Below are 22,665 nucleotides of genomic sequence, written 5' to 3'. Positions count from 1 at the left end.
AGCCGAGCCATGCCCGACCTTACCGACGATCCGCTGGCCCGTCTGGATGACCCGGCCGTGACCGACCTTGTGGGCAAACTGGCCGCGCTCGACGGCCCGACGGACGCCTCCGATGACTGGCCGGAACCGTTATGGTCGGCTTTGAAGGAGAGTGGGGTGCCGCGGTGGCCGGTCCCGCGGGCGTTTGGGGGAGATGGGCTGGACCGCGTGACGATGGTGCGTCGCGAGGCTGGGCTGGCCGAAGGAAGCCTGACCGCCGCGTTCATCTTCTCGCAGTTCAATGCCGCAACGCGCCGGCTGGTGACGGCAGCCGATCGAGGGCATGAGGGGGCGGCCGATTGGCTCCGTGCCATCGCCATGGGCCAGGCGTTCCCGACCATCGGCACCTCGCAACTGACGACCTCGCGTCGCCGAGGTCGCCGCGCGCTGGTTGCCGAGGCCGTTCCGGGAGGCGGCTATCGGCTTGATGGCGCCATGCCCTGGGTCACGGCCGCCTCGAAGGCTGATCTGTTCGTCGTGGGAGCCGTGCTTGACGATGATCGGCAAGTGCTCATCGCCTTGCCAAGCGATCGAGACGGGCTCTCGGTCGGGGATCCGATGCCGCTGGCGGCGCTGCAGGCCTCCTGCACGACGGAAGTGGTTTGCGAGGCCGTTCGGGTGGAGCCGTCCGAGGTTCTCTTTGGACCTGATCCCGATGTGATGGCCGTCGCCAGCGAAGGGGGGGGAACCGGAAGCCTGGAAACGTCGGCGCTGGCCATTGGTCAAGCCCTGGCGGCCCTTCGAGCCTTGAGGGGGCTGTCTCCCTCACGAGACGATCTTGAGGAGCCGGTGGAGGCCCTGGAGGCGTCCTGGCGGTCGCTCGCCGAGTCTCTGCTCGCCGCAGCCGAAGGTCGGGCCGACGCTCCCTCACCCGCCGAACTCCGGACCGAGGCAAACCGCTTTGTGCTGCGAGCGACACACGCCTATCTGACGGCTCGACGAGGGTCGGGCATGCTCCGCTCTGAGCCGGCTCAGCGCTGGGTCCGACAAGCGATGTTCTTCCTGGTCTGGTCCTGTCCTGGTCCTGTCGCCCAGGCGGCGCTTCGGGATTTCGCGGGCATCTGTCCCGCGTGAGACGTGAGGGACGGGGCGGCGTCACGGTCCGTTTGTCTGGCCCTCAAGTCCGGGCGAGGCGGGGAGAAGTCCGGGAGGGCCGACCTGTGCCGGATCGGCACCGATCGGTTCCCCTCCGGCCTGGGCAGCAAATCGAGACGGGTCGACGGACGTCGATTTGAGTGCAGAGGGGTCTCGAAGTTCCACGAGCATCTGCACGGAGTCATCCGCTCCCTCCGGCCCAAGGGCTTCGGTCCAGGAGTCGAGATTCGTCGGAGCCTTGTCAGGAGTGGTGAGCCCATCGGGAGACGAAACCAGCCAGGAGGCACCCTGGAGATCGTAACGGTTCCCTTCGCCGGTCCATTTCAGGCCGGATGGGAAGGCGTCTCCCTTGGTCGTTGGCGTCCAGCAGAGCAGGTGGTCAGCGCGGATCCCGGATTCTCGAACATGAATTTCCAACGGCTGTTCGGGGAGCAAGGTGGTGGTCTCGATGAATCCTGAGGCAAGAAAGACCGAACAGCGATCGATCGTCACCCGGCCGGGACGAGGCTGATTCGCAAACCGGCTGGCAACCCGGATCGGCCAGCCTGAGGGACGACCGGGTGTGCCCTGGGTCCAGACGAAAATGCTATTCGAGATCTCGTGGCGCACTCCGCCGAAAACAACCAGATCGAGGGGACGGTCGAACCCTCGGAAGAGGCAACCGTCGACCCGAACCGAGGAACCGAACGACTGCACGACGCTGGAACCCAGAGTGGAGCCTGACTGCACGAGGAAGGTGCAGCGACGGAGTGTCAGTTCGCCGTTCGACTCGATCAAGGGAGGGCGCGGGGTGTCTGCCGAAGCCGAGCCTCCGTAGCGGACGACCACGGTCAGGTCTTCAAGCGTAAGCCCACCCACCTGCTGGCGCAGCCAGGACTCTCGGCCATCCAGCACAACCTGGACAGAAGCTCGCGTACCAGGGTAAGGGCGAATCACGATTCCTGATCGAGGAATAAGCGAAGCAGAATCGCCCGAGGCAATGGTGAAGGGCTCGGCGGCTTCGCTCAGATAGAGGATTCCACCGTTATTGGGTGCCATCATCAGAGCATCGAGAAACGAGGCGCAGGGGATCAAGCTCTGGCCATCGGAACTCCCGACCGTGAACGCCGGCACGGTCGATTTCGGCACGGCGGGGGTCGTGTCTTCGGGGGGAGTTGTCTCAACCAGTCCTTTCGAATTCCCGTCGTTGGTGCCGGAATTCGAGGAGCTCAGCATCAGGACGATCACCAGGAGCGTGACCACTGCGCCGATCGCTCCCAGAACAATCAAGGCGATTTTCCGACGCTGATCGGTGCGCGAGGAGGTCTGCGGTTCGCTGGGAGCGGGCTTGACCTTATCGGACGAACCGGGATCGCTGGTCGATCGAGTAAGGGAAGAACGCGATCGGCTCCGAGACGACGCCATCTCAGTCAGCGAGGGCTCAGGCCCCAGGTCGATCGGCAGTCCAAGGCCGCTCGACAGCGGAGAATCGGCCGCAAGGGGCTCGGGCTCGGTGGTCGGAGGGGCGTAGGGCGCATCGTCCGGTTCGGGATCGGGCTCGTGATGCGCTCGGATCGGCTCGATCCCGCTTTCTCCAGGCCCTCGAATCTCGGGCTTCATGGCTGAAGCGGTCCGAGTTGGCGGGGTCTCCTCCTGATCGGCTTCGACCTGGGCTTCGGGTCCAAAGCGATAGCCGTTCGGATCGGACGCTTCGGGAAAGGGGATCGCGCCCGGCCCATTCCGAGCACCCTGCAGGTGTTCGGAGGATGCTCGGACCTCGGCAAGCTGTTCGGCCACCGAGGACGCTCCCTCGGCGTAGGGAGCCAGTGCTTCGGCTACCGCCAGAGGGGTGGGGAAGCGGTCATCTGGCGACTTGGCCATGAGCCGACGGACGATCGCCTCAAGGCCCGGAGGGACCTCGGGAACGACTTCCGAGAGGGGGTCGGGTTCGTGCAATTGGTGGGCGTAAAGCTTTTGCGGCAAGCTCGCTTCGCGAAACGGAACAGAACCTGAGATCATATGGTAGAGCGTGCAGCCGAGCGAATAGAGGTCGCTCCGGGTGTCAACCGACCGGGGATGCCGGGCTTGTTCAGGACTGATGTAGTCGAACGTGCCCACGGTCGCGCCGTCCCGGGTGACGACATCGTCAGGATCTCCCAGGTCGATTGCCAGGCCGAGGTCGGTGAGCTTGGCCGTACCGTCCTCAGTGACCAGGATGTTCTGAGGATTGACATCGCGATGGATCAGGCCCTTGAGCCGAGCGTGTTCCAGCCCAAGGGCGACCTGGCGGGCGATCGAGGCAGCCAGGGCGGGAGAAAAGCGGCCGATCTCGGCGAGAATCTGAGAGACGTTGCGCCCCTCGATGTATTCCATCACCAGGTAGCGGAGATCGCGGTGCTCCCCTTCGTCGTAGATGCGGACAAGGTTGTCGTGCTGAAGCTGGGCACCGACCTTGGCCTCTCGCTCGAAGCGGGCCACCGCGCGGGGGCTCGACATCCGCTCGCGAGACAGAATCTTGATGGCCACCAGGCGGCGAAGCCTGGTATCGCGTGCCAGGAAGACCAGTCCCATTCCGCCCTTGCCGATGACATCGAGAACGATGTACTTCCCCATTTTCAGGGCGGCGGCCCGGCCGGCGACGATTTGCTGGCCCTGCCAGAGTGTCAGATGCTGCGCCGCGATGGCCTGACGCGCGAGCCGACGGTCAATCGCGTCGGGGTCCTCACGCTTCTCAGGAGCAAGGGAGTCCCAGCACGACTGAAGTATCGCTTCATCGAGCAGTCCATAGCGCAACGTCTCTTTCCAGAATCGAGACGTTCGCGGGTCAATCGACATGGCTCGGGTTGATTCCGGGCGCCCGCACGATATCGCAATGCAAGGAGTGGGCGCAGGCGAGGTGGATGTCATTGCTTGGTCGGACACGCGAGATGCCCCAGTTCACTAGTTTAGCCCCCGATCCCGGCCGGTCGCAACCCGGCGGTTGCCACCGAGACAGGGGGTGGCTTCTCCTTGGTCTCGCAGGGCAAAGCCAGCCACCAAAAAACCCAAAGGGACCGATCGTTCGCAAGAATCTTAGCTCGCTTGCGGTCATCGTCTCGAAGTCTCCGGTTCCTGATCGGAAAAAGGATGCTCAAGGAGTCTTGCCACCACTCGGGGGACCGGCTTCAGAGGAGGCCGAAGCACGGCCTGAATCGGTTTCCCGATGTCAACCTCGCCCAGCCCCGGTCGAAGGGGAATTCAGAAGCGAGATCAGCTCGGCCAGCCTGGTAGTGTCGTCTTCGGAGGTGAGTGGCCGGTCGGTCGCTGAGCCGGCAAACTTGGCGCGATCCGCCTCGGAGAGGAGTGTGACGACCTGCGCCGATCGCTCCGGACCAAGGCGATTGAGGAGTTCCGGCTCGGCCGCGATCTCCTCGGTTGTCTTCGCCCTCCAGCTCGGTCCGAATGCGGCGATCAGGGCGTCTCGGAGCATCTCGGCGTGGTGGATTCGGGGATCGTCGGGGGTTGGCGACGGAAGATGGAGATTCTGACCACGTTGCAGGACCTGGCGGTCGGCCCGCCGTCGGCCCATTCCTTGCATTCGAGTCCACACCAAGAGCCCGAGGGCAAGCAGCAGGACCAGTACCGAGAAAAGGAGGCCCCATCCAATCCCTCCGGCCTCGTTTGGCCAGGGTTCGGGACCGAGGTTCGGTCGGGGAGGCAAGACCGGCTCGCCGCGCAACGGATTGGCTCCGTCGGGCAGAGTTTGGGTGACTTGCGGGATCATCGGAGACCCGTCCGTCGCCGCGATCGTCCGCGGAAGATCCCGAGCAAAGGACCAATCGGATCGTCCCTGGTGGAGAGGTCGACCCCTTCAACTCCGGTGGCATCACACCAGGATCGAAAGGAGCGTTTCCGGGCCTCGGCCATGCGGGCATAGGAGGCTCGAAGCCGGGCCGACCCGGAGTCGACGAGCCGTCGTCGGCCGGTCTCGGCATCTTCCAGGGCAAGGATTCCGGCGTTGGGGAGAGCTTCTTCGAGAGGGTCGACCAGGCGGAGGGCGACCACTTCTCCTCGGCTGGCCAGGGCTCGCCAGGGGGCGATCGGTTCGGGACTGAGAAAATCGCTGAGGACCACGACCAGCCCTCGCCGGGCGAATCGCTGGGGACGGGTGACCGCCGCGGCCAGGGATGACCGCCGGGAGGTCGAAGGAGCGGTGACGAGCATCCGAAGTAATCGCGAGAGATGCCTGGGCCCTCCTCCCGGAAGCAATTCCGACTCGATCCGGTCGCTCATGAGGGTCAAGGCGGCCCGGTCACCGTTTTGGATGGCCGAGGCCGCCAGCAAGGCCGCGGCCTGGGCCGCGCGATCCGACTTCGAGCGGCCATCGGCGCCGAATCGGAGGCTCTGGGAGATGTCGAGGATCAGCCAGAGGCTCAGCGATCGTTCCTCGACGTAGCGACGGACGAACGGACGCCCCTGGCGCGCCGTGACATTCCAGTCGAGATGGCGCACGTCATCACCGGGTTCGTACGCCCGAAGCTCGGCAAAGGTCAGCCCGGAACCGGGCCGGGCGCTATGATACGCTCCGGCCAGTTGTGCCACGGCAGTCGGCCGGACCCGGAACCGTAAGCGGCGGGCGCGACGGATAATCGCGCCCGGGTCGAGGTCGGGGACCGGCGGTTCGGGACGTTTGCGGAGGAAGAATCGCATCACAGAAGACAATTTCGATCAGGTCTGAGACCCCTGCGCTCCCGGTTCGACCAGACCGCTCGCGTACCCGAGGACCACACACCCTTGAACCGTCGGAGTCGCTGTCGGTCGCCAGCCACGGGCGAGGCGAGCGTTCAGGAGTTCCTCCGGCGAAGGCCGGTGATCCCAGACGGCGACCGCCGCCACGATTCCCAGTCAGTTCGAGTCGTAAGCGAGGTAGAGGCCCTCTCTGAAGGGAACGAGAATGTCGAAGCTGAACTCGTCCTGGGTCACCATGCCGTCTGGAGCGATCGGAGGAGTCTGGGTCGAAAACCAGGGAAGTGCCCGGGTCATCGTCGCATGACCGGCCAGTTCTGCGGCCAGGGGGCCGAATTCGGGATCGGTCAATCCGGCTCGATTCTCGATCGGAACGGATGGAGGCTTCACCGGATCGCTCTCAGGTTTACCATCCACTTTATGATCATGACTCCGGATCGGGAACGTCAGCGGACCACTGGGGCTCCTGCAACGCGTGAGGAAGGGCTGGGGGAGGGCCGAGGGGCCGAGGCGGGCCGATCGGCCTCGGGAGGCGCATCAGCCGGTTCAGGTCGGGCGAGGTCGAGCGACCAGGAGAGGCGGACGGTCCAGCGGCGGGTCTCGTCGGCGGTGATCCGCCAGTGGGGGATGACCGCGGTGCTCTGGTAAATCCCCTCGAAGCCGCCCTCGCTTTGGCTGGCGGTTTCGACCGGGAAGCACCAGAGACTCGACGGGACCGACCAGCGCATCGCGACGCCAAGGTCGAGCCATTCGTCGGTCAGGTTGACTCCTTCGGCGTGCGGAATGTCGAGCTTCGCATCGAGCAGGCCGAGCCGGTTGCCGTGGAGATCGGACACGAACCGATCCTCGGCGTGCCCGGCCATCGCGGCCAGGTTCAGTTCGATGGCGAAGTGGACCGGCTGGCCGACGGGGAGGTCTTCGAGAATGTAGACGACTTCCAGACCGGGGCGTCCGGCTTCCATGGCGATCGTCTTGTGGATGCGGATCAGGTGGCCGTCGGCCAGACCTTGCCGTTCCATCATCAGGGCAATGCGGCCTTCCTCGCGGTGGGCCTTCGACAGATAGGTGCCGGTGGCGAAGTCGCCGCGCTCGATGTCGAGGCACGAGGTCAGGTCGTCGAGCGAGGCGTCGATCGGGAAGAAGTGATCGACCAGGGCCTTGCGAGGGGCCCGGTCGTAGACGAGCAGCTTGTCCATGCCTTCTTGCTTGAGGATCACCCGATCGTGCAGGTTCGACGGGCCTTCGAACGTCTCGCCCGAAGGCTCGGCCACGGCGGCCGAGGCGATGGCGGCGTGATACGACTCGGGGCGGCGGTCGAGCGTGGCCAACACATTGACCCCGGCCTTGCGCACGTCCAGTTCATAGACATGGCCGCCGCTGGCCGGGCGAACGTAGGCGATCAGGCGATCGTTTTCGAGCCGGGCTTCCTGGCGGGCGTCGAGATTGTAGTCGGCCACGTCGAGCGCCACGCGGGGACCGACCTTCCCTTCGGCCCGGTCGAGGGCATCGTGGCAGGCGATCAGATGTTTGAAGATGGCGTTGCGGAGGTGGGGCAGGTACAGGCCGCCGAAGGCCCCGTGCCAGTAGGGGCAGTTGCACTGACCGCGATAGAGTTCTTGACGAGCGAGGTCGAGCGCCTCGGCATCGGCGTCGCCGGACTCTTCGAGGGTGTTGAGCCGATGGGAAAGCTCAAGCATCCGGGCGTACATCTCGTCGGTTTCGATGTACTTGTTCTTGAAGTTCCGCCAGAACCCCCCTGCGCGGACGAAGGGGCGAACGTGATCGACGGCGGTCACTCCCTCGGACCCTTTCACCGCGGCCTCGAAGGCCGAAAGCTGGGTGGGGGGGAGAACCCACTCGGTCATCTCGCGGTAGGAGCAGTCGGGCAGGTAGACCTTGCCGAGCGGGACGGTCGAATCGACGACGGCGGCGAAGGTGGTTGGTTCGAGCCAGTCGCGGTTGCCTCGGATCATGTCGCAGAAGCGACGGAGCCACCCTTTGGTGAAGATGTGCTCGTGAGTGTCGGGCCAGCCGCCGAACTTCTCGCCGTCGTCGGCGCAGACGACCACGGCATCGGGCCGGGACTGGCTCAGACCGCGGAGGTACTCATACGAGGCATGGGGCTCTTGCCAGGGGACGAGGTAGCGCATCGACTCGCTATTGGGGAAGACCTTCAGAAGATGGCCTTCGTCCTCGGTCAGGTAGTAGCCGAAGAGGTCGTCGGAAGCGGCGCCGGCGCGCTGGAAGTGGAAGTCGTCGAGCACGGTGAACTCGATGCCCGCCTCGACCAGGGCCGAGACGAGGTGCTGTTCCCAGACACGCTCGGCGATCCAGGCCCCTCGGATCGGCTGGCCGAAGAGGCGTTCGAGGTAATCAGAGTACGACCGGATCTGCCCGACGCGATCGCGGTGAGGGATCATGGTGAGGATCGGCTCGTAGAAGCCGCCGCCAAGGATCTCGACCCGACCGGCGGCGACCATCGCCCGCAGGCGTTCGATGTACTCGGGGCGGTGGGCCACCAGCCATTCCATCAAGGGGCCGGAACTGTGGAGGCTGAAGGGCAGTTCGGGATACTGCTCCATCAGCTCCAGGAACGGCAAGTAGCTGTCCCGGTAGGCGGCCTCGAAGACGTTCTCGAAGTTTCCGACCGGCTGGTGGTCGTGCAGCGCGAGAATCAGGCGGACGCGCGACATGGTGCGACGGGTCCCAGAGCGGGGGAATGCCCGTCATCATGACGGGCCGGGGCAAGGGCAGGCCACTCCGATCCGGAGGAACCGACGGGTCGGAACGGTTGGTCAATCGACCGACGGTGCCATTATCAACAGAATGGGCCGATTCTCCAATGGAGACCGGCCCGATTCATTCGATGAAGTTGAACGGTGGGAAGGATTAGAGGGCCGGTTGGAGCGTTCGCCCCCGATATCTCCAGGCTAAAAGACCCAGGATCGCGGCCAATCCGACGCCAAGTTGAATGACGGTGGCCGGTTCGGGAATGGCCCGGATGTCGCCTCCGTTGGAAGGATCGCCAGTGCCTCCGATCGGGTCAACGGTCGGAGGAGTTAACCCGGGGCCCTCAGGAGATCCGGGAAGCTGTGGTCCTTCCGACGCTCCCGGAAGCGAAGGGAGCTGATCGAGCGGGGGCGGCACCGAGGGATCTGTCGGGTTCGGGGGGAGAATCGGCGGTTGTGTCTCTCCGGGCGTTTGTGGCGAAAGGGACTCGCTCGGCGGGAATTCCGGGCTCCCGTCCTGCCCAATTCCCGAGGTCGAATCCGGAGGGTCTCCAACCGTTCCGAGGCCCGAATTGGAGTCGATATCCGACAACAAATACCCAAGGAAAGGATGGAAGAAGTCAAAACGCTCGGGATTCAAGGCCCGACGCGCTTCGAGCCCATCAAGACCAAGCCTGAGGGCCGAGCCGAGCCGCTGGTGATAACGATCAAAGCGACCTGGAGCTTCCGTCCGACGGTCGATCAGGTCGTGAATCGTCCAGTCCCGGCCCTGAAAGCGCACGGCATTCATCTCGTCCTTGCGAGTCAACCGGCTCCGGAGACTTTCGGCGTTCGTCTGTGGAGTCACCCAGAAGAGCGTGATTCCGAGGAAGAACAGCACAGTTTTTGGAAAAACGATGGGACCAGCCATTTGAGGACATCTCGGGAGGTGCAAGTCGATCAGAACACTTCACACACCCTTGGAGGACGTATCAGAATACGATGAGAAGAGAAAAGTCAAGGGAGTTGAGCAAACTACGGACCGTCTCTTGCCGCCGTGACAGTTCGCTCGATGAGAACGTTTCCTTCCGGAATCACCCCAATCGCTCACGCCGGGTGTTCGGCGAGTCGTTGGTGGCGAACGCGTTCATAGAGGCGGACGTATTGCTCGGCGCTTCGGTGCCAGGTCCAGTCGGTATTCATCCCGGTCGCAACAAGGCGAGGCCAGGTATCGGAGTCCGCATAAAGTTCCAGGGCGCGATCGACGGCTCGGATCAAGGCTTTTGCGGTCGGTTCCGTAAAGCTCACCCCTGTGGCTGAGTGGTTCTGGAGGGTTTCGGGAGTTGCGTTAACGACCGTATCGGCCAGCCCTCCCGTGCTCCGAACAACGGGAACGGTGCCATACGCCAGACTGTACAATTGATTCAACCCACACGGTTCGTAGAGGCTGGGCATGAGCAACAGGTCGGCGGCCGCTTCGAGTTGATGAGCGAGAGGCTGGGAGAATTCGAGGAACACGCAGAGGTTCTCGGGATGTTCTTTGGCGAGTTGCTGAAGCGTTCGTTCGTAACCTGGTTCCCCTGTGCCGAGGATCACAATCTGAAGGTCGCGCCGAAGCAACTCCGCCGCGGCATCGACGACCAGATCCCAGCCCTTCTGAGGATCGAGCCGAGAGATGGCCGCCATGAGGGGAACGTCGGGCCGATCCGGAAGGCCGGCCAGCCGTTGCAGATGGGTCTTGTTGGCTGCCTTGCCCGCGGGCCAGGTTTTCACGGTGTAACGCGCCGTCAGGTGGGGATCGATCGCCGGATTCCAGATCGTGACATCGATTCCGTTGACGATTCCGTGCAAGTCGGCCTTTCGGGCGCGGAGTAAGCCATCGAGTCCCCGACCGCCTTCGAGAGCCTGGATTTCTCGGGCGTAGGTGGGGCTCACCGTGCTGATTTGGTCGGCGTACACCAGCCCGGCCTTCAGGAAGTTCAATCTTCCGTACGCTTCGAGCCGATCGGGCGTGAACAACGACCAGTCGAAGCCTGTCAGGGGCATGTCCAGATGCCAGAACGATCCCTGATAGGCCAGGTTATGAATCGTCACCACGGTACCGACCTGCCGAAACACCGAGCCGGGCAGGGGACGATAGACTTCGTCGAGATAGACCGGAACGAGCCCGGTTTGCCAGTCATTGCAATGAAGAATCTCGGGCTGAAAATCGAGCATGCGGATCCCTTCCAGCGCGGCCCGCTGAAAGAAGACGAAACGCTCGCAGTTGTCGGGATAGTCCACTCCCTCCGCGCCGTAAATTCCGGAGCGATCGAAGTAAGGTGCGTAGTCGACCAGATAGACCGGCACGTCGCAACCGGGCAAGGAGGAGACGAGAATGCGCCCTTCGAGTGATCGGTGGGCGATGGGAACGCGGACTCGAACTCCGGTTTCTCGGACGGGCCGACCGGCGTACAACGCACGGCGGTAACCTGGCATCATGATGGCGACCTCATGGCCCAGATCACGAAGGGCCTGAGGAAGCGAGGCAGCAACATCGGCCAGGCCACCTGTCTTGGCAAACGGCTCGACCTCGGCGGAAAGAAGAAGAACCTTCATCAGAGGGTGCCTGTTCGAATCAAAGCCGTTTGAAGTCTCGTGCCAATGCAGATGGGGAACCCGTGCGAGAGGGTGCCCTCATCGGATCGTTGCGGCACTCGTTTTGCGAATTACGATCGCCGAGGGTCGAGGTTCGATTCCGATTCGAATCGTGCCGAACGGGGGGAAGAACAAGCAATCCGAACGAGTGTTGGTTCCAGGTGTCTCGCAACCGGAGTGAGTTCGACGCTTTCGTGAGCGCATCAACTCCCCAGCAAACCCCCGTCGCTCGGATCGTCACCGAGAGAAAGCTAGTCGACCTGTTCGATGTCGGACTCGTCGAAGGTGACACCCACCACGGTGGTCGTCTCCGGAGCAGTTCGCAGACGAAGCCTCCAAATCAAGGGACCGTCGAGCTGATTCCCGGATTCCGTGTCGCTCAGCACGAGTGTCTCGATCTCTTCGCCGGGGCGAAGGGCGTGGAAGGTCTGTCCGGCAATCTCCCACTCGCTGGAAACCGGAAGCCGATACGCATAAGTCCTCGTCCCGGAGGCATCCTGAATAAAGGTCTCGGGAAGGCGACGATCCGGCTCTCGGACAAACGCTTCATCCAGGGGGGCAAAGATGACATTGTCCGACGTGTTCCGCAAGCGAAGATAAAGACGGAAGGCTCCGGAACCCCCATCCCGACGCTCCGTCCGACCATCGACTCGCGTTCGTTTCAACTCCACAGGACCAACCGAAACCCGAAGTGGAAGGATGTCGAGGTTGTCGACTCGGACGCGTTCGCCCAACGACACGATTCGATCTTCAGCAATCGGCTCTGGCGGTTCGACGACGGTCGACGCGTCGGCTCGGCGCCCGTCATCACGTCCTGATTTGTTTTCCGCATCCAGGCCGGCAGCCCAGTTCGGAACCGGCCGCTCGGTCGGGACGTTCCGCCGAGTTGTCCACCAAAGCCACCCAAAGGCGAGCGTCATGGCACTGGCATAACTGGCGAGGAGGGCCATCGGCCAGGCGGATCGAGTGGGGGGAGGCCCCTCCGAGTCGTCGTGGTGCGAACGCGATTCCAACCGATCGGTTTCGGACGACGGACGGAGAGGAGGCACGGACGGAGCGGATCGAAGCGGGCTCGCCGACGATCCGAGATCGATCCCGAGCGAGGGCGAGAAGTTCACCCCGTGGGCGACCTTCAGGTGAAGCTCATCGTCCGACGACACCAGCGCGGCTGCGGCGATCGGATCCGGCCGTTCGAGCATGTCGGCCAGGTTCCCCCCGTGATGGGGCGGGGTCTCGGCCTCATCGCTTCTGTCTTCCATCGACGAGGGCGGTTCAATCGCCCTGGGACGATTCGCGTCCTCCTTCGATCCCGATGGGGAAGGCTGGGAATCGAGACGCACTCCACAGTGCGGGCAGACGATTGGCGGAATCATCAGCGGACAATCCTTTCCGGGCCTCGACGGCACATCGGCGTTTCGAGTCCGGGCATCATTGCGGGGCATTCGAACGGAGGTAGACAGGGGGGGTGATCCACCTCTGACCCTTGCCCCGGAATCGCTTAATGCACAAATTCCGTATCCGAATCAGCACGATCCTGGGGGTCCTCGGGGTCATCGAGGAATCGACCGACGCGCGTCTTCAGAGACAATCCGAGGCGCGGCGGCTCGTCCCTTCCAGTTTAGGTCGGGACGCCCGCCGAGCAAAGCCGTCAGGTCCGATCCGTGCGGGAGTTCCGCCAGCAAGGGGACCTCGCCCAGCCATTTCGACAGCTCGATTGGGTTGGTCTCCTCGACCAGAGGATCGGCCGTCGGCTCTGATCCGTTGAGCACCACACCGGCCACCCGGAGGCCTCGTGATCGCGCTGCCTCGACGGTTAAAATCGTATGGTTGATCGTCCCCAGACCTCGGCGAGCCACGATCAGGAGGGGATAATCGAGGGCTACGGCCAGATCGGCCAGGGTCGCCCCCTCGGCAATCGGGCAGAGCAGGCCGCCGACACCTTCGACAATCAGCAGTTCCGCCTGTCCGGGACCAGCCCACCAGGCGATGGCCTTGCGCGTGGCCTCCAGCACGTGGTCGAAGCCGAGCGGCTCGCCCGCCAGGCGGGCCGCGACGGGAGGAGCGAGCGGTGCCTCGAAGGTGATCGGCGTGACCCGGTCGCGCGGCACGTCCCGGCCGAGGGCGGCGATCAGGCGTTCCGTATCGTCCCAGCGCAAATGTCCCTCGACCCGATCGGCCCCGCTCGCCACCGGCTTGAGTGCCCCGACGCGTTCCCCCTGCGCCACCAGGGTCGCCACGATTGCCGACGAAACGCGGGTCTTGCCCACGCCCGTGTCGGTCCCCGTCACCAGGAGCCCGCGAAGTCCGGTCATCGCTCACGAATCCTCTCAACGGTGTGTTGATTTAAAACCACATCTCCATGCGAAGGCCGCGGGCGTCGGTCGGAGGATTCGCGGGAATCCGATGTGCGGTTCCTTCGGCAATTCGATATGCCGTCCAGCAGGCAGCCATCGCGTCGAGGAGGTCGTCGTCGGTGGCTTCTCTGGGAGCGATGGCCTTGCGAACGCTCGGGTACGCCTCGGGACCGAACGCGTTGTCAATCAACGCTCGCCGCGCCGCGACACCCTCGGGCGAATGCTTCGAGTGGGGCAGCGGCTGATCGCCGTTGAGGGCGAGAAACGACAGCTCGGGATGGACCTCGACGCATCGCGTCTGCTCGTCCGGCCCGATGAGGCGATCGAGCGAGAGCACCCGACGATACAGCCCCCACGCCTGCGCCCCGACCCCTCGGCCGACGATCGCCCGGCTGATCGCGTCGGCCCCCTGCTGCGTGACGGCCGCGAGGCTCGGGCGGATCGGCGCGGGGAAGACACTCGATCGCCGAGGGCCAAGGAGCATCCGGGCGATCCGGTCGCAGTCCCGATCGCCCGAATCGGGCAGGCCGATCGGCATGTCGATCGCCAGCACGGACGGCTCAGGGTGGATCGTGAGCAATTCTTCACTCGACCGGCAGAGCAGGGGAGTTACGGTGGATGTTATCCGATCGAGCACGATGCAGATCCAGCCCCCCGGACAGCCATCGGCCCCGGCAACCTGCCCCAGGGAATCACGACGACGAGCCGACATCAATCGGGCCACTCGCCCGAGAAGACCTCGGTCGCCGGGCCGGTCATGAAGACGGAGGCGTCGTTGCTCGGCCACTCCAGCTCCAGGTCGCCGCCGGGCAGGTGGGCGAGGATCTTCCGATCGGTCCGACCCGTCAGGACTCCGGCCACGCAAACGGCGCACGCCCCGGTGCCGCAGGCCAGGGTGATCCCCGAGCCGCGTTCCCAGGTCCGCATGCGAACCTCATCGGCTTTGAGGACCTGGGCGACGTGGACGTTGACCTTCCTCGGATAGTGCGGGTCCTTCTCCCAGAGCGGACCGATTTGCACCAGGGGAAACCCGATCACATCATCGACGAACGCGACCGCATGCGGGTTGCCCATCGAGACGGCCGTTTGGGGAAGGACAAGTTTGAGGTGCTCATCGCCGATCTCGACCGGCACGTCAACCGGCGGGTCGCCGGGCAGGGTGGTCGGGATGTCGGAACCTTGCAGAATCGGCGTGCCCATGTCCACCCGAACGTGCTGGGCCTTGCCCGCTTCGATCTCCAGGTCGAGCGTCAAGACGCCGCGGCCCGTCTCGATCGTGATCTGATCCTTGCGAGCAATGCCGTGATCATACACGTACTTCGCCACGCATCGGATGCCGTTGCCACACATCTCCCCTTCGGAGCCGTCGGCATTGAACATGCGCATTTGCGCATCGGCGCGTTCCGAGGGGAGGATGAGGATCAGGCCGTCGGAGCCGATGCCGAAGTGCCGGTCGCTCATCGCCTTAGCCAGCGGGGCGATTGCGCCGGGGAGCTTCTGGTCGAACAGGGAGACGTACACGTAATCGTTTCCGAGTCCGTGCATCTTAGTGAAGCGGAGGGGCATGGGGTCCTCGAGGGGGTTGATCGGCGAAACGGGTCTCTTGCCGTGGTAGCTATCCCAGATATCTCCCGGTTGTCGCCAGATAGGCGCCGACGGTACAGAGGACCGTCCAGCCGAGCATGACGACCAGCACCAGCCAGGCGAGGAGCATTCGCTTCAGGCGGCTCGTCATCCAGAACGTCGCGACGAAAGCCGCCGCGGTGATGATCAGGTGAGTGGCCATGAGGACGTAAACGGCCCGGATCGGCCACGGGATCGACGGATCGTCCCAGGGGATCGGGCCGTCCGGCCAGGGGCAGTTCCTCAGTCCGATCGAACGGTCTCGCCTGAACCATACTCCGACCGATATCAGCAGGATCGAGCACACCGTTAACGTCAGGAACCAGAGGGTCCAGGGGAGGCGTCGATCGGGCCTCGCCCGACTGGAGTGCCCCGGGGCGGGGGGAGCAAGGTGGCTGAGCGGCGGATCGTAAGGATTCGACGTGTCCATAGGGCCTTCCACGAGGACGAGCCGACGGTCCTATGACGAGACCTCGTCGGGCGGCCTGCCATCATAACACGACGTAATCGTTGCCGAGTCCGTGCATCCTGGTGAAGCGGAGGGGCATGAGGTCCTCGGACGGGATCGGTCGATCGTGCGATTCGCACGGAGAGAAACGTGTCAGGTTACAGAGAATGACCCATTGTTCCCATTCCTGCCGCAAGCCACCACAAGCCCGACCATGCCAGGAGGAGGAGGATCAGGAACCAGGCAAGGAGACGTTTCCATAAACTCCATGTCAACGGAAAGGTGGCCAGGAACGCCAATCCGGAGAGGACGAAATGGAGAATACCAAGCGCGTCAACGACCCTCCTTGGCAGGGGTTTTGGTTCGATCTCTTCGGGAATCCACTCCTTTGACTCGTATCGGATCACGACGTAAAACATGAGGACCCAGCAGAGGTTCAGCGCAACGAGCAGGAGTGCCCAGGAAGAACTCGTATCGTACTTTGATCGGGGCCGGTCGTGCGGTGCGGTCGGATAATGATCTTCCCGAGGTGCCTCGTAAGGGTTCATCGAATTCATCCCCCCACCGAGAAGACCAATCAGGACGACGCTTCCGCCCGAGCCACATCATACCATTCGACGCCCCCCGGCAGCGGCGCCGAGGCGAATTCGAGATGGATCACACGCCGATGGTCGGGCGAGGCGGCCGAATTCGAGGCGTGCATGAGCAACGGCCGCATCAGGACGGCTCCCCCGCGATCGACGACGCAGTCGATCGGATGGATGCGGTCGGTCCAGGAGCCGACCGCGGTCGGCTCGGAGCCGCCCAGCCGATGCGACCCGGGCAAGACGCGCAGGGGGCCGTTGTCGGGTCCCGCGGGATCGAGGTGCAACCGGACGGTCAGCATCGTCTCCAGAACCTCGACGGGGGCGAGGGCGTGGGGGATGCCCGCCTTGACGGTCCAGGAGGAGAAGCCGGGGGCATCGACGCGCCTGCGGGCGGCGATGGTCAGGTCGCGGTGCCAGGGGAGGTTCCAGTTCGCCTCGCTCGTCTTGTCGAACCAGAGCCCCCGGACGGCGAAGGCGTTGGGCCCGAGGATCGGCTCGATCAACTTTCGGATCGGCGGGGAACCGGCGAGGCGACGGACCTCAGGGACGCGCCCGAGAAGATCGCGCAGACCGTAGGCACTCTGGCCGCGACGGAGGGAGGCGGCATCGGCGTTCTGGTTGGCGGCGGCCTGGACGCGATCGACAGCCTCGATCAGGGCATCGACCTGATCGGCGTCGAGGACGTTGGCGACGACCGCATACCCTTCGCGTTCGATCCGATCGGCGAGCGTCTCGCGAGCGATCATGCGACCTCCTCGCCGTCGCAGCCGATCGCCTCGACGGGGCATTCCTCCATCGCGGCGCGGCAGGCGGCTTCCTCCTCGTCGTTGCGGGGCTGGAGGGTGACGAACGAGTAGCGGCCTGAGTCCCAGCGCACGAAGTTCTCGGGGGCGGTTTCGCGGCAGAGTTCGCAGTCGATGCAGGTGTCATCGACGTAGTAGCGCCCTGCGACGTTTTCTGGGACTTTGTGATTCGGCTCGGCCATGAAACGGTGTTGCATCATAAAAGGTACAGGTTGGAACAGACTGACCATTGATTCTAGAAGGAGCAAGGGTCGACGTCATCCTCGATCGCCCGCGAGGATCGTTCATGACTTCGTCCGAGCGTCCGGATAGAATCGCGCAAGGCGATGCAATGCGGGTCGCTCCCCACGTCGGGAGATTGACCTTCATTGACGCAACCGCTGCCTGGGAGATGACCGCGATGAGACTTCAATCCACCCTCGCCGCCCTCTGCGGCACCGGCCTGCTGGCCCTCGTGTTCGGCCCCCTCGCAACGACTGCACAGGACGAACCGACCCCCGAGCGTGATCGAGAACAACCTGAGCAACAGGCCCGTCCCGGTCGAGGCGGAGACCGCCCGGCAGATCGTGGAGGCCCCCCGATCGATCGCCTGAGAGAAGAGTTGAACGAACTCCGCCGGATGCTTGAGCAAGAACGCGATGCCCGGCGCCGTGTCGAGGAACAGCTTGAACGCTCCCGAGCTGAGGAAGAACGAGACCGCCGTAGTGACGTCGCCGAGCAGGAACGACGCGAACGCATGGAACGCGAACGCATGGAACGTCTGGAGCGGGAACGGGATCGGGATCGGGATCGGGAACGCGAGAGGAGCGAACGGCGAGACACTCCAGGGGTCGTTGCCGTCGCCGAAGCCAAGGTCGAGGCCTCGCGAGCGGCTCTGGAAGTTACCGAGCTTCGTGCCGAAGCCGCCCGGCGAAAACTTGCCTCGGCGGAACGAGACGAGGGCCGGCCATTGACCGAGGCCGAAGAACTGGTCGGGCGGCTCGCCATCGCCGAGACTCAGGCGGCCGTCGCCGAGGCCCGAGCCCGTCTGATTGAGGCAGAGTTCAATCTCGGCCAAACCCTGCGCATTGCCGGTGACGTCGGCGAAAACACCATTGTGAAGGTCGAGTCCGAATTCGGGGTTGATGATGCGCTGGAAACGGCAGAGAAAGTGATCGAAATCCTTCGCGGCTTCGAGTTCGGCGAGCGCCCCTGATGAGCGTTCTGCAATCCCGGAGACGACCGATCAACTCCTGGTGACGATCTCAGCCGCTTGCCGAACCGTATCACCCTCTCTCCATTCGTGGGAGAGGGTGGTCAACGGCCGGATGCGGGCGTGTTTGGTACGATCCCGGGTCGAAAACCTCCGGAATACCATGCAGTCCTCCCCGATGACGGTGAGAGGAAGCCAGATGCTTCTCGGTCGGATGCTCTTCCTCACCCCTCGTTAGACCGGCTCCGATGGCGCTGCACACCCTTACGGACCTCGGTGCCCCAGCTCGAAGCCGAAGGGATCCGTCCAAACCGTTCGAGCCCGGCTGGCGAGGAACGCCGGGCAGGGTACCACCGCTGGCACCGGTGGCCGTGGCAATGGCGTCGGGGATCATCCTGGACCGGTTCGGGGAGTGGTGCGGAACTGCAACGTGGGCTGCGGTCGCCTTGCTAGCTTCGGTCGTGGCGATGGTCGGATTGCGTCGGCGAGGGGTCTGTTACCCGGCGTTGGTGGTGGGGTTCGCAGCGTTGGGAGGGGCCTGGCATCACTGGCGGTGGTCGGACCTGGCGGCGGACGATCTGGCCAGGGTTGTCACCGAAGAACCAAGGCCAAGCTGGGTCCGGGGGATCGTGTTGACGGTCCCCGAGCACCGGGTCAGCCCGATTGCTGAAGAACGACCGGGAGACGACGGTTACACCCGGTTCGAGTTGCAGATCACCTCCTCCAGCGATGGTCAGGACTGGCACGACGCCTCGGGACGGGCCCTGGTGACGGTGGGGGGGAAGGATGATCGCTTCGGCATGGGAGACGCGATCGAAGCAGCCGGATCGCTGGCCTTGCTGCCCGGTCCGCTCAATCCCGGCGAAACGGACCCGAGGCTCGCGCCTCGCGCTCGGGGCATTCGCCTCGGGCTCTCGGTCGAGGGTCCGGACGGCGCGAGGCTCGACCCAGACGGAACGTCCTCGCTAAGGCTTCGATGGCTTGGTTGGGTCCGATCGACGAGCGAAGCTCGCCTGTCGGAACTCCTGAGCGATCGGACGGCGGCGGTGGCGGCGGCGCTGTTGCTCGGGAGACGAGGGGGGATCGACGGGGAGACCTCCGCTGCGTTCTCCCGGACCGGGACGGCCCATCTGCTGGCGATCTCGGGGCTGCACCTGTCGGCCGTGGCCGGGGTTGTCGGGTTGCTCGCGGTCCTGCTCGGATTCAATCATAAAGACGCGGCGACCATTGTGCTGACGGCAACAATGGGGTATGCCACGCTCGTCGGCTGGACCCCTTCGGTCAGTCGGGCGGCGGCGATGGTAGGGGCCGTCTGCGTGGCCGCGATCGTCGACCGCAGTAGCAAACCGGCGAACACCATCACGCTGGCGATCCTGTTCACGATGATCGTGAACCCCACCTCGCTGTTCCGGATTGGGTGGCAACTCTCGTTTCTGGCCATCGCGGCCTTGATCCTCGGCGTGCCGCCGTTGATGCGAGAGATCGAACGCAGGATGATCAATCTCGACCCGAACGAAAATCCGCTCGATGTGCTGGAGCGGAAGCTCGAACCGGCCTGGAAACGGATTGGCCGGCGCATCGCTCTGGCTCCGGTGCTGGCCCTGATGGCCTCGGCGGCTGTCTGGCTGGTGACAATGCCGTTGATCGCCTGGCAATTCAACGTGGTTGCACCCATCGGGATTCTCTTGAACTTACCCATGATTCCGATGGTCAGCGCCGCCGTCATTCTGGGAGGACTGGCCCTGATGGCCTCGGCCGTCTGGCAGCCGCTTGCCATGCCCGCAGCCTGGCTCTGTGATCGGCTGTTGGGGGTTTCGCTGACGATCGTCGATCGGGCTGAGTCCCTTTCGCTCGGTCACGCCTTCGTGCCGACTCCTCCCACCGTCTGGGTCGTCGCCGGGTATGCGATGCTTGCGGTCGCCTGGCGGGGTTCGGCCGCGCGATGGCCGAGGCCGATTCGACGAGCCACATGGGGAGGGGTCGTGCTGGTCGGGCTCTTCGGGGCAGGGGCGACGATCACTCCGCAGCGGCCGTCGTCGTACGAGGTGGAATTCCTGGCGGTGGGGCATGGCCTGACCACGCTGATCCGGGGACCCGATGGATCAGCGTCTCTTTACGATTGTGGCCGGTCGGGAGACCCAAGCGTCGGCCGTCGGATTGCTGCCCCGGCGCTCTGGGCACGCGGCGTTCGACGGATCGACCGACTGGTGATTTCTCACGCCGACGCCGACCACTACAACGGTGTTTCCGACCTGATTGATCGGTTTGCGATCGGAGCCTTGCTCATTCCGGAAGGCTTCGGCGAACAGAACAATCCCGGAGCCAGGAGCGTTCTTGAACTCGCCCGAGCCCGATCGATTGCTATTCACACCGTCGCGAGCGGCGATCGGTTCGAACTGGTTCCTGGGTTGGTAGCCGAGGTGCTTCATCCGGCTCGCGACTGGCTGCCCGACGCGAACGATAACGACCGGAGCCTCGTGCTGGATCTGACCATCGGATCGGATCATGTCCTGCTCACCGGCGATCTCGACGGCGCGGGGCTGGCCGAACTCCTGGCAATGCCTCGGCGGCCGGTCACAGTGATGCTTGCCCCGCACCACGGCGGTCGATCCGCCAATCCCCCCTGGCTCTACGATTGGGCTGAGCCCGCCAGGGTCGTCACCAGCCAGCGAGCCCCCCGTCCTGGAGCGTCCGATGCGCTGGAAGGGCTATCGGATCGGGGAATTTCGGTACATCGGACCTGGCAAGAAGGAGCCATTCATATTTCCTGGGACGCAGGATCGAACTCCCAGGGCCCGAAGCTCACGGGATGGAGATCGACTGACGGATCAGCATTCCCTGATCTCGGATCGCCCTGGGACAGGGGGAAAATCGTCTCGGCCTCGATCACCCCTGGCTGGTCGTCCCTGGTTGTGCGAGGAGTGATCGGCATCGGCGGATTGATGCTGGGACTCTGGCTTTGTGGGGCGACGGCGGTGATTCACTGGGGGGCGTGGTCGCTCGTGCTTCCCGGTCGAGGAAGCGTCCAGGAGGCCTCGTTTCCGGAACCGTGGCGATCGGTCTCGATCGTCGCTCGGGATGGTGTCAGGCTCCGAGGGTGGCGGCGAGAACCGGAAGGTCCCTTGGGCCCTTGCCACATCGCCCTGATCGTGCATGGGCTGGCCGAAGCCTCACCGAGCATGCAAACCCGAGCCGAGGCGCTCGTCCGAGGCGGCTGGACCGTCTTGGTTCTTGACCTGCGGACCTTCGGTCAGAGTGAAGGGGATCGCGCCTCATTCGGCGCCCGAGAGGCCGAGGACCTGAAGGGCTGGATCGACCTGATGCGCAGCGATGCTCCCGAAGCCCCGATCGTGGCCTGGGGCCGCTCAATGGGGGCTGCCGTCGCCTTGCGTACCGCAACCGAGGATGATCGGATCGCGGCAGTCGTAATGGAAGCGCCCTATGCCGATCTCCGCGAGGCCCTCGCCGCGCGATTGAGGCGGCTTCGATTTCCCGGGGCCGCGCGGCTCTGCGGTTTCGTCCTGTGGCAAGCGGCCCGGATTGTCGGCGACCGGCTCGATCGTCCCCGGCCAATCGACCTGGTTCCTCACTTTCAGCGACCGGTCCTGATCCTTCTTGGAGAAGCCGACTCCGTCACCCCGGTCCCGACCATCGAGCGCCTGGTCAACGCCTTCCCCAACGCCCACCGCCCCGAGGTCATCCGGATTGCCGAGGCCGAGCACGGAGAGGTATTCGACCGGGGAGGGCCACCGTTGATCGACCAACTGCTCGGCTTCCTGGACCGAGCGACTGAGCGACCCGATCCTTTTCAAACTGATCAGCAGTCAGTTTCCTCCAGGGAGGAACGGAGCGACCGGATCTGATCGGCCGGGCCCTCGCCTTCGAGGTCGGACCACTGGCCGAAGACCAGGACCGTGCGTCGAGGGGTACGGTAGCAGCGGATCGAGCACGAGTTGGTCGCGTCGAGGCTCATGAACTCGACCTCATGCCCGACCGCCTGGTGGCCGTCGATCGACTCAATCACAGGAAACGCATCCAGATCTGGATATTCCTGTTCCATCGCGTCGAGCGCCTGCCCGGCCACCTCCGAGGGCTCGGGACACGACTCGTCGAGCGCTACCAGAGCGAAGGCAACCCCATCGGGAGCATGAACCGAGACGGTCGTCTTCTCGCCGTCGGAATCAACCTCGACATTCCAGTCGGTCGGGTAGTCGAATCGAATCCCGTGTTCGTCAAAGCGACCTGTCATGGCCAGGGGCTCCTCACCGGCCCCGGCCCCGAGACGCCCCCTGCGTCCGGATCGATGCGGCCCGAGCGCGATCAATTCACGTTATCCTAGCGAAGTCGAGCCGGAACGGCGACCTCCCGCATGGGCTTCGATCCCCTTCGGTTGGCCGATCGCCGGCAAGGCTGCTAGAGTAGGAGAGGTTGCGTCGGCCAGTGCGGCCGACCCGGTCGGAGTGCGCCCCGGCCGT

At 64.4% G+C, this 22,665-nt stretch carries 19 protein-coding genes; 3 read left to right on the top strand and 16 right to left on the bottom strand.

The window, feature by feature from the left end:
• Positions 1 to 9 precede the first annotated feature (9 nt).
• The gene (locus HG800_RS01055; protein ID WP_169972773.1) at positions 10 to 1,113 is read left to right on the top strand and encodes an acyl-CoA dehydrogenase family protein; all 1,104 of its coding nucleotides are present in this window, start codon (positions 10 to 12) and stop codon (positions 1,111 to 1,113) included.
• A gap of 21 nt (positions 1,114 to 1,134) precedes the next feature.
• Here the strand turns inward: HG800_RS01055 and HG800_RS01050 are convergent, their stop codons facing one another.
• The 15 genes from HG800_RS01050 to HG800_RS00980 all read right to left on the bottom strand — a co-directional run bounded on the left by HG800_RS01050 (position 1,135) and on the right by HG800_RS00980 (position 17,180).
• Entirely contained in the window at positions 1,135 to 3,948 is a 2,814-nt protein-coding gene (locus HG800_RS01050) for a serine/threonine protein kinase (protein ID WP_169972771.1), read from the bottom strand.
• 370 nt (positions 3,949 to 4,318) lie between these two features.
• Positions 4,319 to 4,876, bottom strand: a complete 558-nt coding sequence (locus HG800_RS01045; RefSeq protein WP_169972769.1) for a hypothetical protein — start codon at positions 4,874 to 4,876, stop codon at positions 4,319 to 4,321.
• The gene (locus HG800_RS01040) at positions 4,873 to 5,802 is read right to left on the bottom strand and encodes a DUF58 domain-containing protein (protein WP_169973430.1); all 930 of its coding nucleotides are present in this window, start codon (positions 5,800 to 5,802) and stop codon (positions 4,873 to 4,875) included. Before HG800_RS01040 ends, HG800_RS01045 begins: the two co-directional genes overlap by 4 nt.
• A 195-nt stretch (positions 5,803 to 5,997) precedes the next feature.
• A complete protein-coding gene (locus HG800_RS01035; protein WP_169972767.1) occupies positions 5,998 to 6,228 on the bottom strand; it encodes a hypothetical protein in 231 nt (76 codons plus the stop codon).
• 56 nt (positions 6,229 to 6,284) lie between these two features.
• Complete coding sequence (locus tag HG800_RS01030; RefSeq protein ID WP_169972765.1) at positions 6,285 to 8,531, bottom strand: alpha-amylase/4-alpha-glucanotransferase domain-containing protein; 2,247 nt, start codon at positions 8,529 to 8,531, stop codon at positions 6,285 to 6,287.
• Between the two features lie 196 nt (positions 8,532 to 8,727).
• Positions 8,728 to 9,477 (bottom strand): hypothetical protein, encoded by a 750-nt coding sequence (locus tag HG800_RS01025; RefSeq protein WP_169972764.1) that lies wholly within the window; start codon positions 9,475 to 9,477, stop codon positions 8,728 to 8,730.
• A gap of 176 nt (positions 9,478 to 9,653) precedes the next feature.
• Positions 9,654 to 11,144 (bottom strand): glycogen synthase GlgA, encoded by a 1,491-nt coding sequence (gene glgA / locus HG800_RS01020; protein WP_169972762.1) that lies wholly within the window; start codon positions 11,142 to 11,144, stop codon positions 9,654 to 9,656.
• 290 nt (positions 11,145 to 11,434) lie between these two features.
• Positions 11,435 to 12,442, bottom strand: coding sequence for a hypothetical protein (locus HG800_RS01015; RefSeq protein WP_169972761.1), 1,008 nt, complete (start codon positions 12,440 to 12,442; stop codon positions 11,435 to 11,437).
• Positions 12,443 to 12,733: 291 nt separating this feature from the next.
• Positions 12,734 to 13,495 (bottom strand): dethiobiotin synthase, encoded by a 762-nt coding sequence (gene bioD, locus HG800_RS01010; RefSeq protein WP_169972760.1) that lies wholly within the window; start codon positions 13,493 to 13,495, stop codon positions 12,734 to 12,736.
• Positions 13,496 to 13,526: 31 nt separating this feature from the next.
• A complete protein-coding gene (locus HG800_RS01005; RefSeq protein ID WP_169972759.1) occupies positions 13,527 to 14,249 on the bottom strand; it encodes a DUF429 domain-containing protein in 723 nt (240 codons plus the stop codon).
• Positions 14,249 to 15,103: a diaminopimelate epimerase gene (gene dapF / locus HG800_RS01000; RefSeq protein ID WP_169972758.1), complete on the bottom strand. Its 855-nt coding sequence runs from the start codon at positions 15,101 to 15,103 to the stop codon at positions 14,249 to 14,251. The genes HG800_RS01005 and dapF overlap by 1 nt, the downstream gene beginning before the upstream one ends.
• A gap of 49 nt (positions 15,104 to 15,152) precedes the next feature.
• Positions 15,153 to 15,590: a hypothetical protein gene (locus HG800_RS00995; protein WP_169972757.1), complete on the bottom strand. Its 438-nt coding sequence runs from the start codon at positions 15,588 to 15,590 to the stop codon at positions 15,153 to 15,155.
• Positions 15,591 to 15,766: 176 nt separating this feature from the next.
• Positions 15,767 to 16,156: a hypothetical protein gene (locus HG800_RS00990; protein WP_169972756.1), complete on the bottom strand. Its 390-nt coding sequence runs from the start codon at positions 16,154 to 16,156 to the stop codon at positions 15,767 to 15,769.
• Between the two features lie 29 nt (positions 16,157 to 16,185).
• On the bottom strand, positions 16,186 to 16,941 hold the full coding sequence (locus tag HG800_RS00985) for a phytanoyl-CoA dioxygenase family protein (protein ID WP_206352073.1): 756 nt from the start codon (positions 16,939 to 16,941) through the stop codon (positions 16,186 to 16,188).
• Positions 16,938 to 17,180 carry a ferredoxin gene (locus HG800_RS00980; RefSeq protein WP_169973426.1) on the bottom strand — a complete coding sequence of 81 codons (243 nt, stop codon included), beginning with the start codon at positions 17,178 to 17,180 and terminating at the stop codon, positions 16,938 to 16,940. Before HG800_RS00980 ends, HG800_RS00985 begins: the two co-directional genes overlap by 4 nt.
• Before the next feature lie 218 nt (positions 17,181 to 17,398).
• Between HG800_RS00980 and HG800_RS00975 the strand changes: the two genes are divergently transcribed.
• Both HG800_RS00975 and HG800_RS00970 read left to right on the top strand, forming a co-directional pair.
• A complete protein-coding gene (locus tag HG800_RS00975; RefSeq protein WP_169972754.1) occupies positions 17,399 to 18,193 on the top strand; it encodes a hypothetical protein in 795 nt (264 codons plus the stop codon).
• A gap of 245 nt (positions 18,194 to 18,438) precedes the next feature.
• The gene (locus tag HG800_RS00970; RefSeq protein WP_169972752.1) at positions 18,439 to 22,053 is read left to right on the top strand and encodes a ComEC/Rec2 family competence protein; all 3,615 of its coding nucleotides are present in this window, start codon (positions 18,439 to 18,441) and stop codon (positions 22,051 to 22,053) included.
• Here the strand turns inward: HG800_RS00970 and HG800_RS00965 are convergent.
• Positions 22,008 to 22,439: a hypothetical protein gene (locus HG800_RS00965; RefSeq protein WP_182830342.1), complete on the bottom strand. Its 432-nt coding sequence runs from the start codon at positions 22,437 to 22,439 to the stop codon at positions 22,008 to 22,010. The two genes, HG800_RS00970 and HG800_RS00965, sit on opposite strands and share 46 nt — an antisense overlap.
• Between the last annotated feature and the right edge of the window lie 226 nt (positions 22,440 to 22,665).

The sequence above is a fragment of the Tautonia rosea genome, assembly GCF_012958305.1.
Lineage (GTDB): Bacteria > Planctomycetota > Planctomycetia > Isosphaerales > Isosphaeraceae > Tautonia > Tautonia rosea.
Note: the sequence above shows the minus strand (reverse complement) of the source record. Positions and strands in the feature narration are given on the sequence as shown.

Bases quoted from the DNA above. Each gene is read 5' to 3' on its own strand.
- HG800_RS00970 (WP_169972752.1), top strand. From the start codon at position 18,439: ATGGCGCTGCACACCCTTACGGACCTCGGTGCCCCAGCTCGAAGCCGA.
- HG800_RS00975 (WP_169972754.1), top strand. From the start codon at position 17,399: ATGAGACTTCAATCCACCCTCGCCGCCCTCTGCGGCACCGGCCTGCTG.
- HG800_RS01030 (WP_169972765.1), bottom strand. From the start codon at position 8,531: ATGTCGCGCGTCCGCCTGATTCTCGCGCTGCACGACCACCAGCCGGTC.
- bioD (WP_169972760.1), bottom strand. From the start codon at position 13,495: ATGACCGGACTTCGCGGGCTCCTGGTGACGGGGACCGACACGGGCGTG.
- HG800_RS01040 (WP_169973430.1), bottom strand. From the start codon at position 5,802: ATGCGATTCTTCCTCCGCAAACGTCCCGAACCGCCGGTCCCCGACCTC.
- HG800_RS01005 (WP_169972759.1), bottom strand. From the start codon at position 14,249: ATGTCGGCTCGTCGTCGTGATTCCCTGGGGCAGGTTGCCGGGGCCGAT.
- HG800_RS00990 (WP_169972756.1), bottom strand. From the start codon at position 16,156: ATGAACCCTTACGAGGCACCTCGGGAAGATCATTATCCGACCGCACCG.
- glgA (WP_169972762.1), bottom strand. From the start codon at position 11,144: ATGAAGGTTCTTCTTCTTTCCGCCGAGGTCGAGCCGTTTGCCAAGACA.
- HG800_RS00995 (WP_169972757.1), bottom strand. From the start codon at position 15,590: ATGGACACGTCGAATCCTTACGATCCGCCGCTCAGCCACCTTGCTCCC.
- HG800_RS00980 (WP_169973426.1), bottom strand. From the start codon at position 17,180: ATGGCCGAGCCGAATCACAAAGTCCCAGAAAACGTCGCAGGGCGCTAC.
- HG800_RS01050 (WP_169972771.1), bottom strand. From the start codon at position 3,948: ATGTCGATTGACCCGCGAACGTCTCGATTCTGGAAAGAGACGTTGCGC.
- dapF (WP_169972758.1), bottom strand. From the start codon at position 15,103: ATGCCCCTCCGCTTCACTAAGATGCACGGACTCGGAAACGATTACGTG.
- HG800_RS01015 (WP_169972761.1), bottom strand. From the start codon at position 12,442: ATGGAAGACAGAAGCGATGAGGCCGAGACCCCGCCCCATCACGGGGGG.
- HG800_RS00965 (WP_182830342.1), bottom strand. From the start codon at position 22,439: ATGACAGGTCGCTTTGACGAACACGGGATTCGATTCGACTACCCGACC.
- HG800_RS01045 (WP_169972769.1), bottom strand. From the start codon at position 4,876: ATGATCCCGCAAGTCACCCAAACTCTGCCCGACGGAGCCAATCCGTTG.
- HG800_RS01055 (WP_169972773.1), top strand. From the start codon at position 10: ATGCCCGACCTTACCGACGATCCGCTGGCCCGTCTGGATGACCCGGCC.
- HG800_RS01025 (WP_169972764.1), bottom strand. From the start codon at position 9,477: ATGGCTGGTCCCATCGTTTTTCCAAAAACTGTGCTGTTCTTCCTCGGA.
- HG800_RS00985 (WP_206352073.1), bottom strand. From the start codon at position 16,941: ATGATCGCTCGCGAGACGCTCGCCGATCGGATCGAACGCGAAGGGTAT.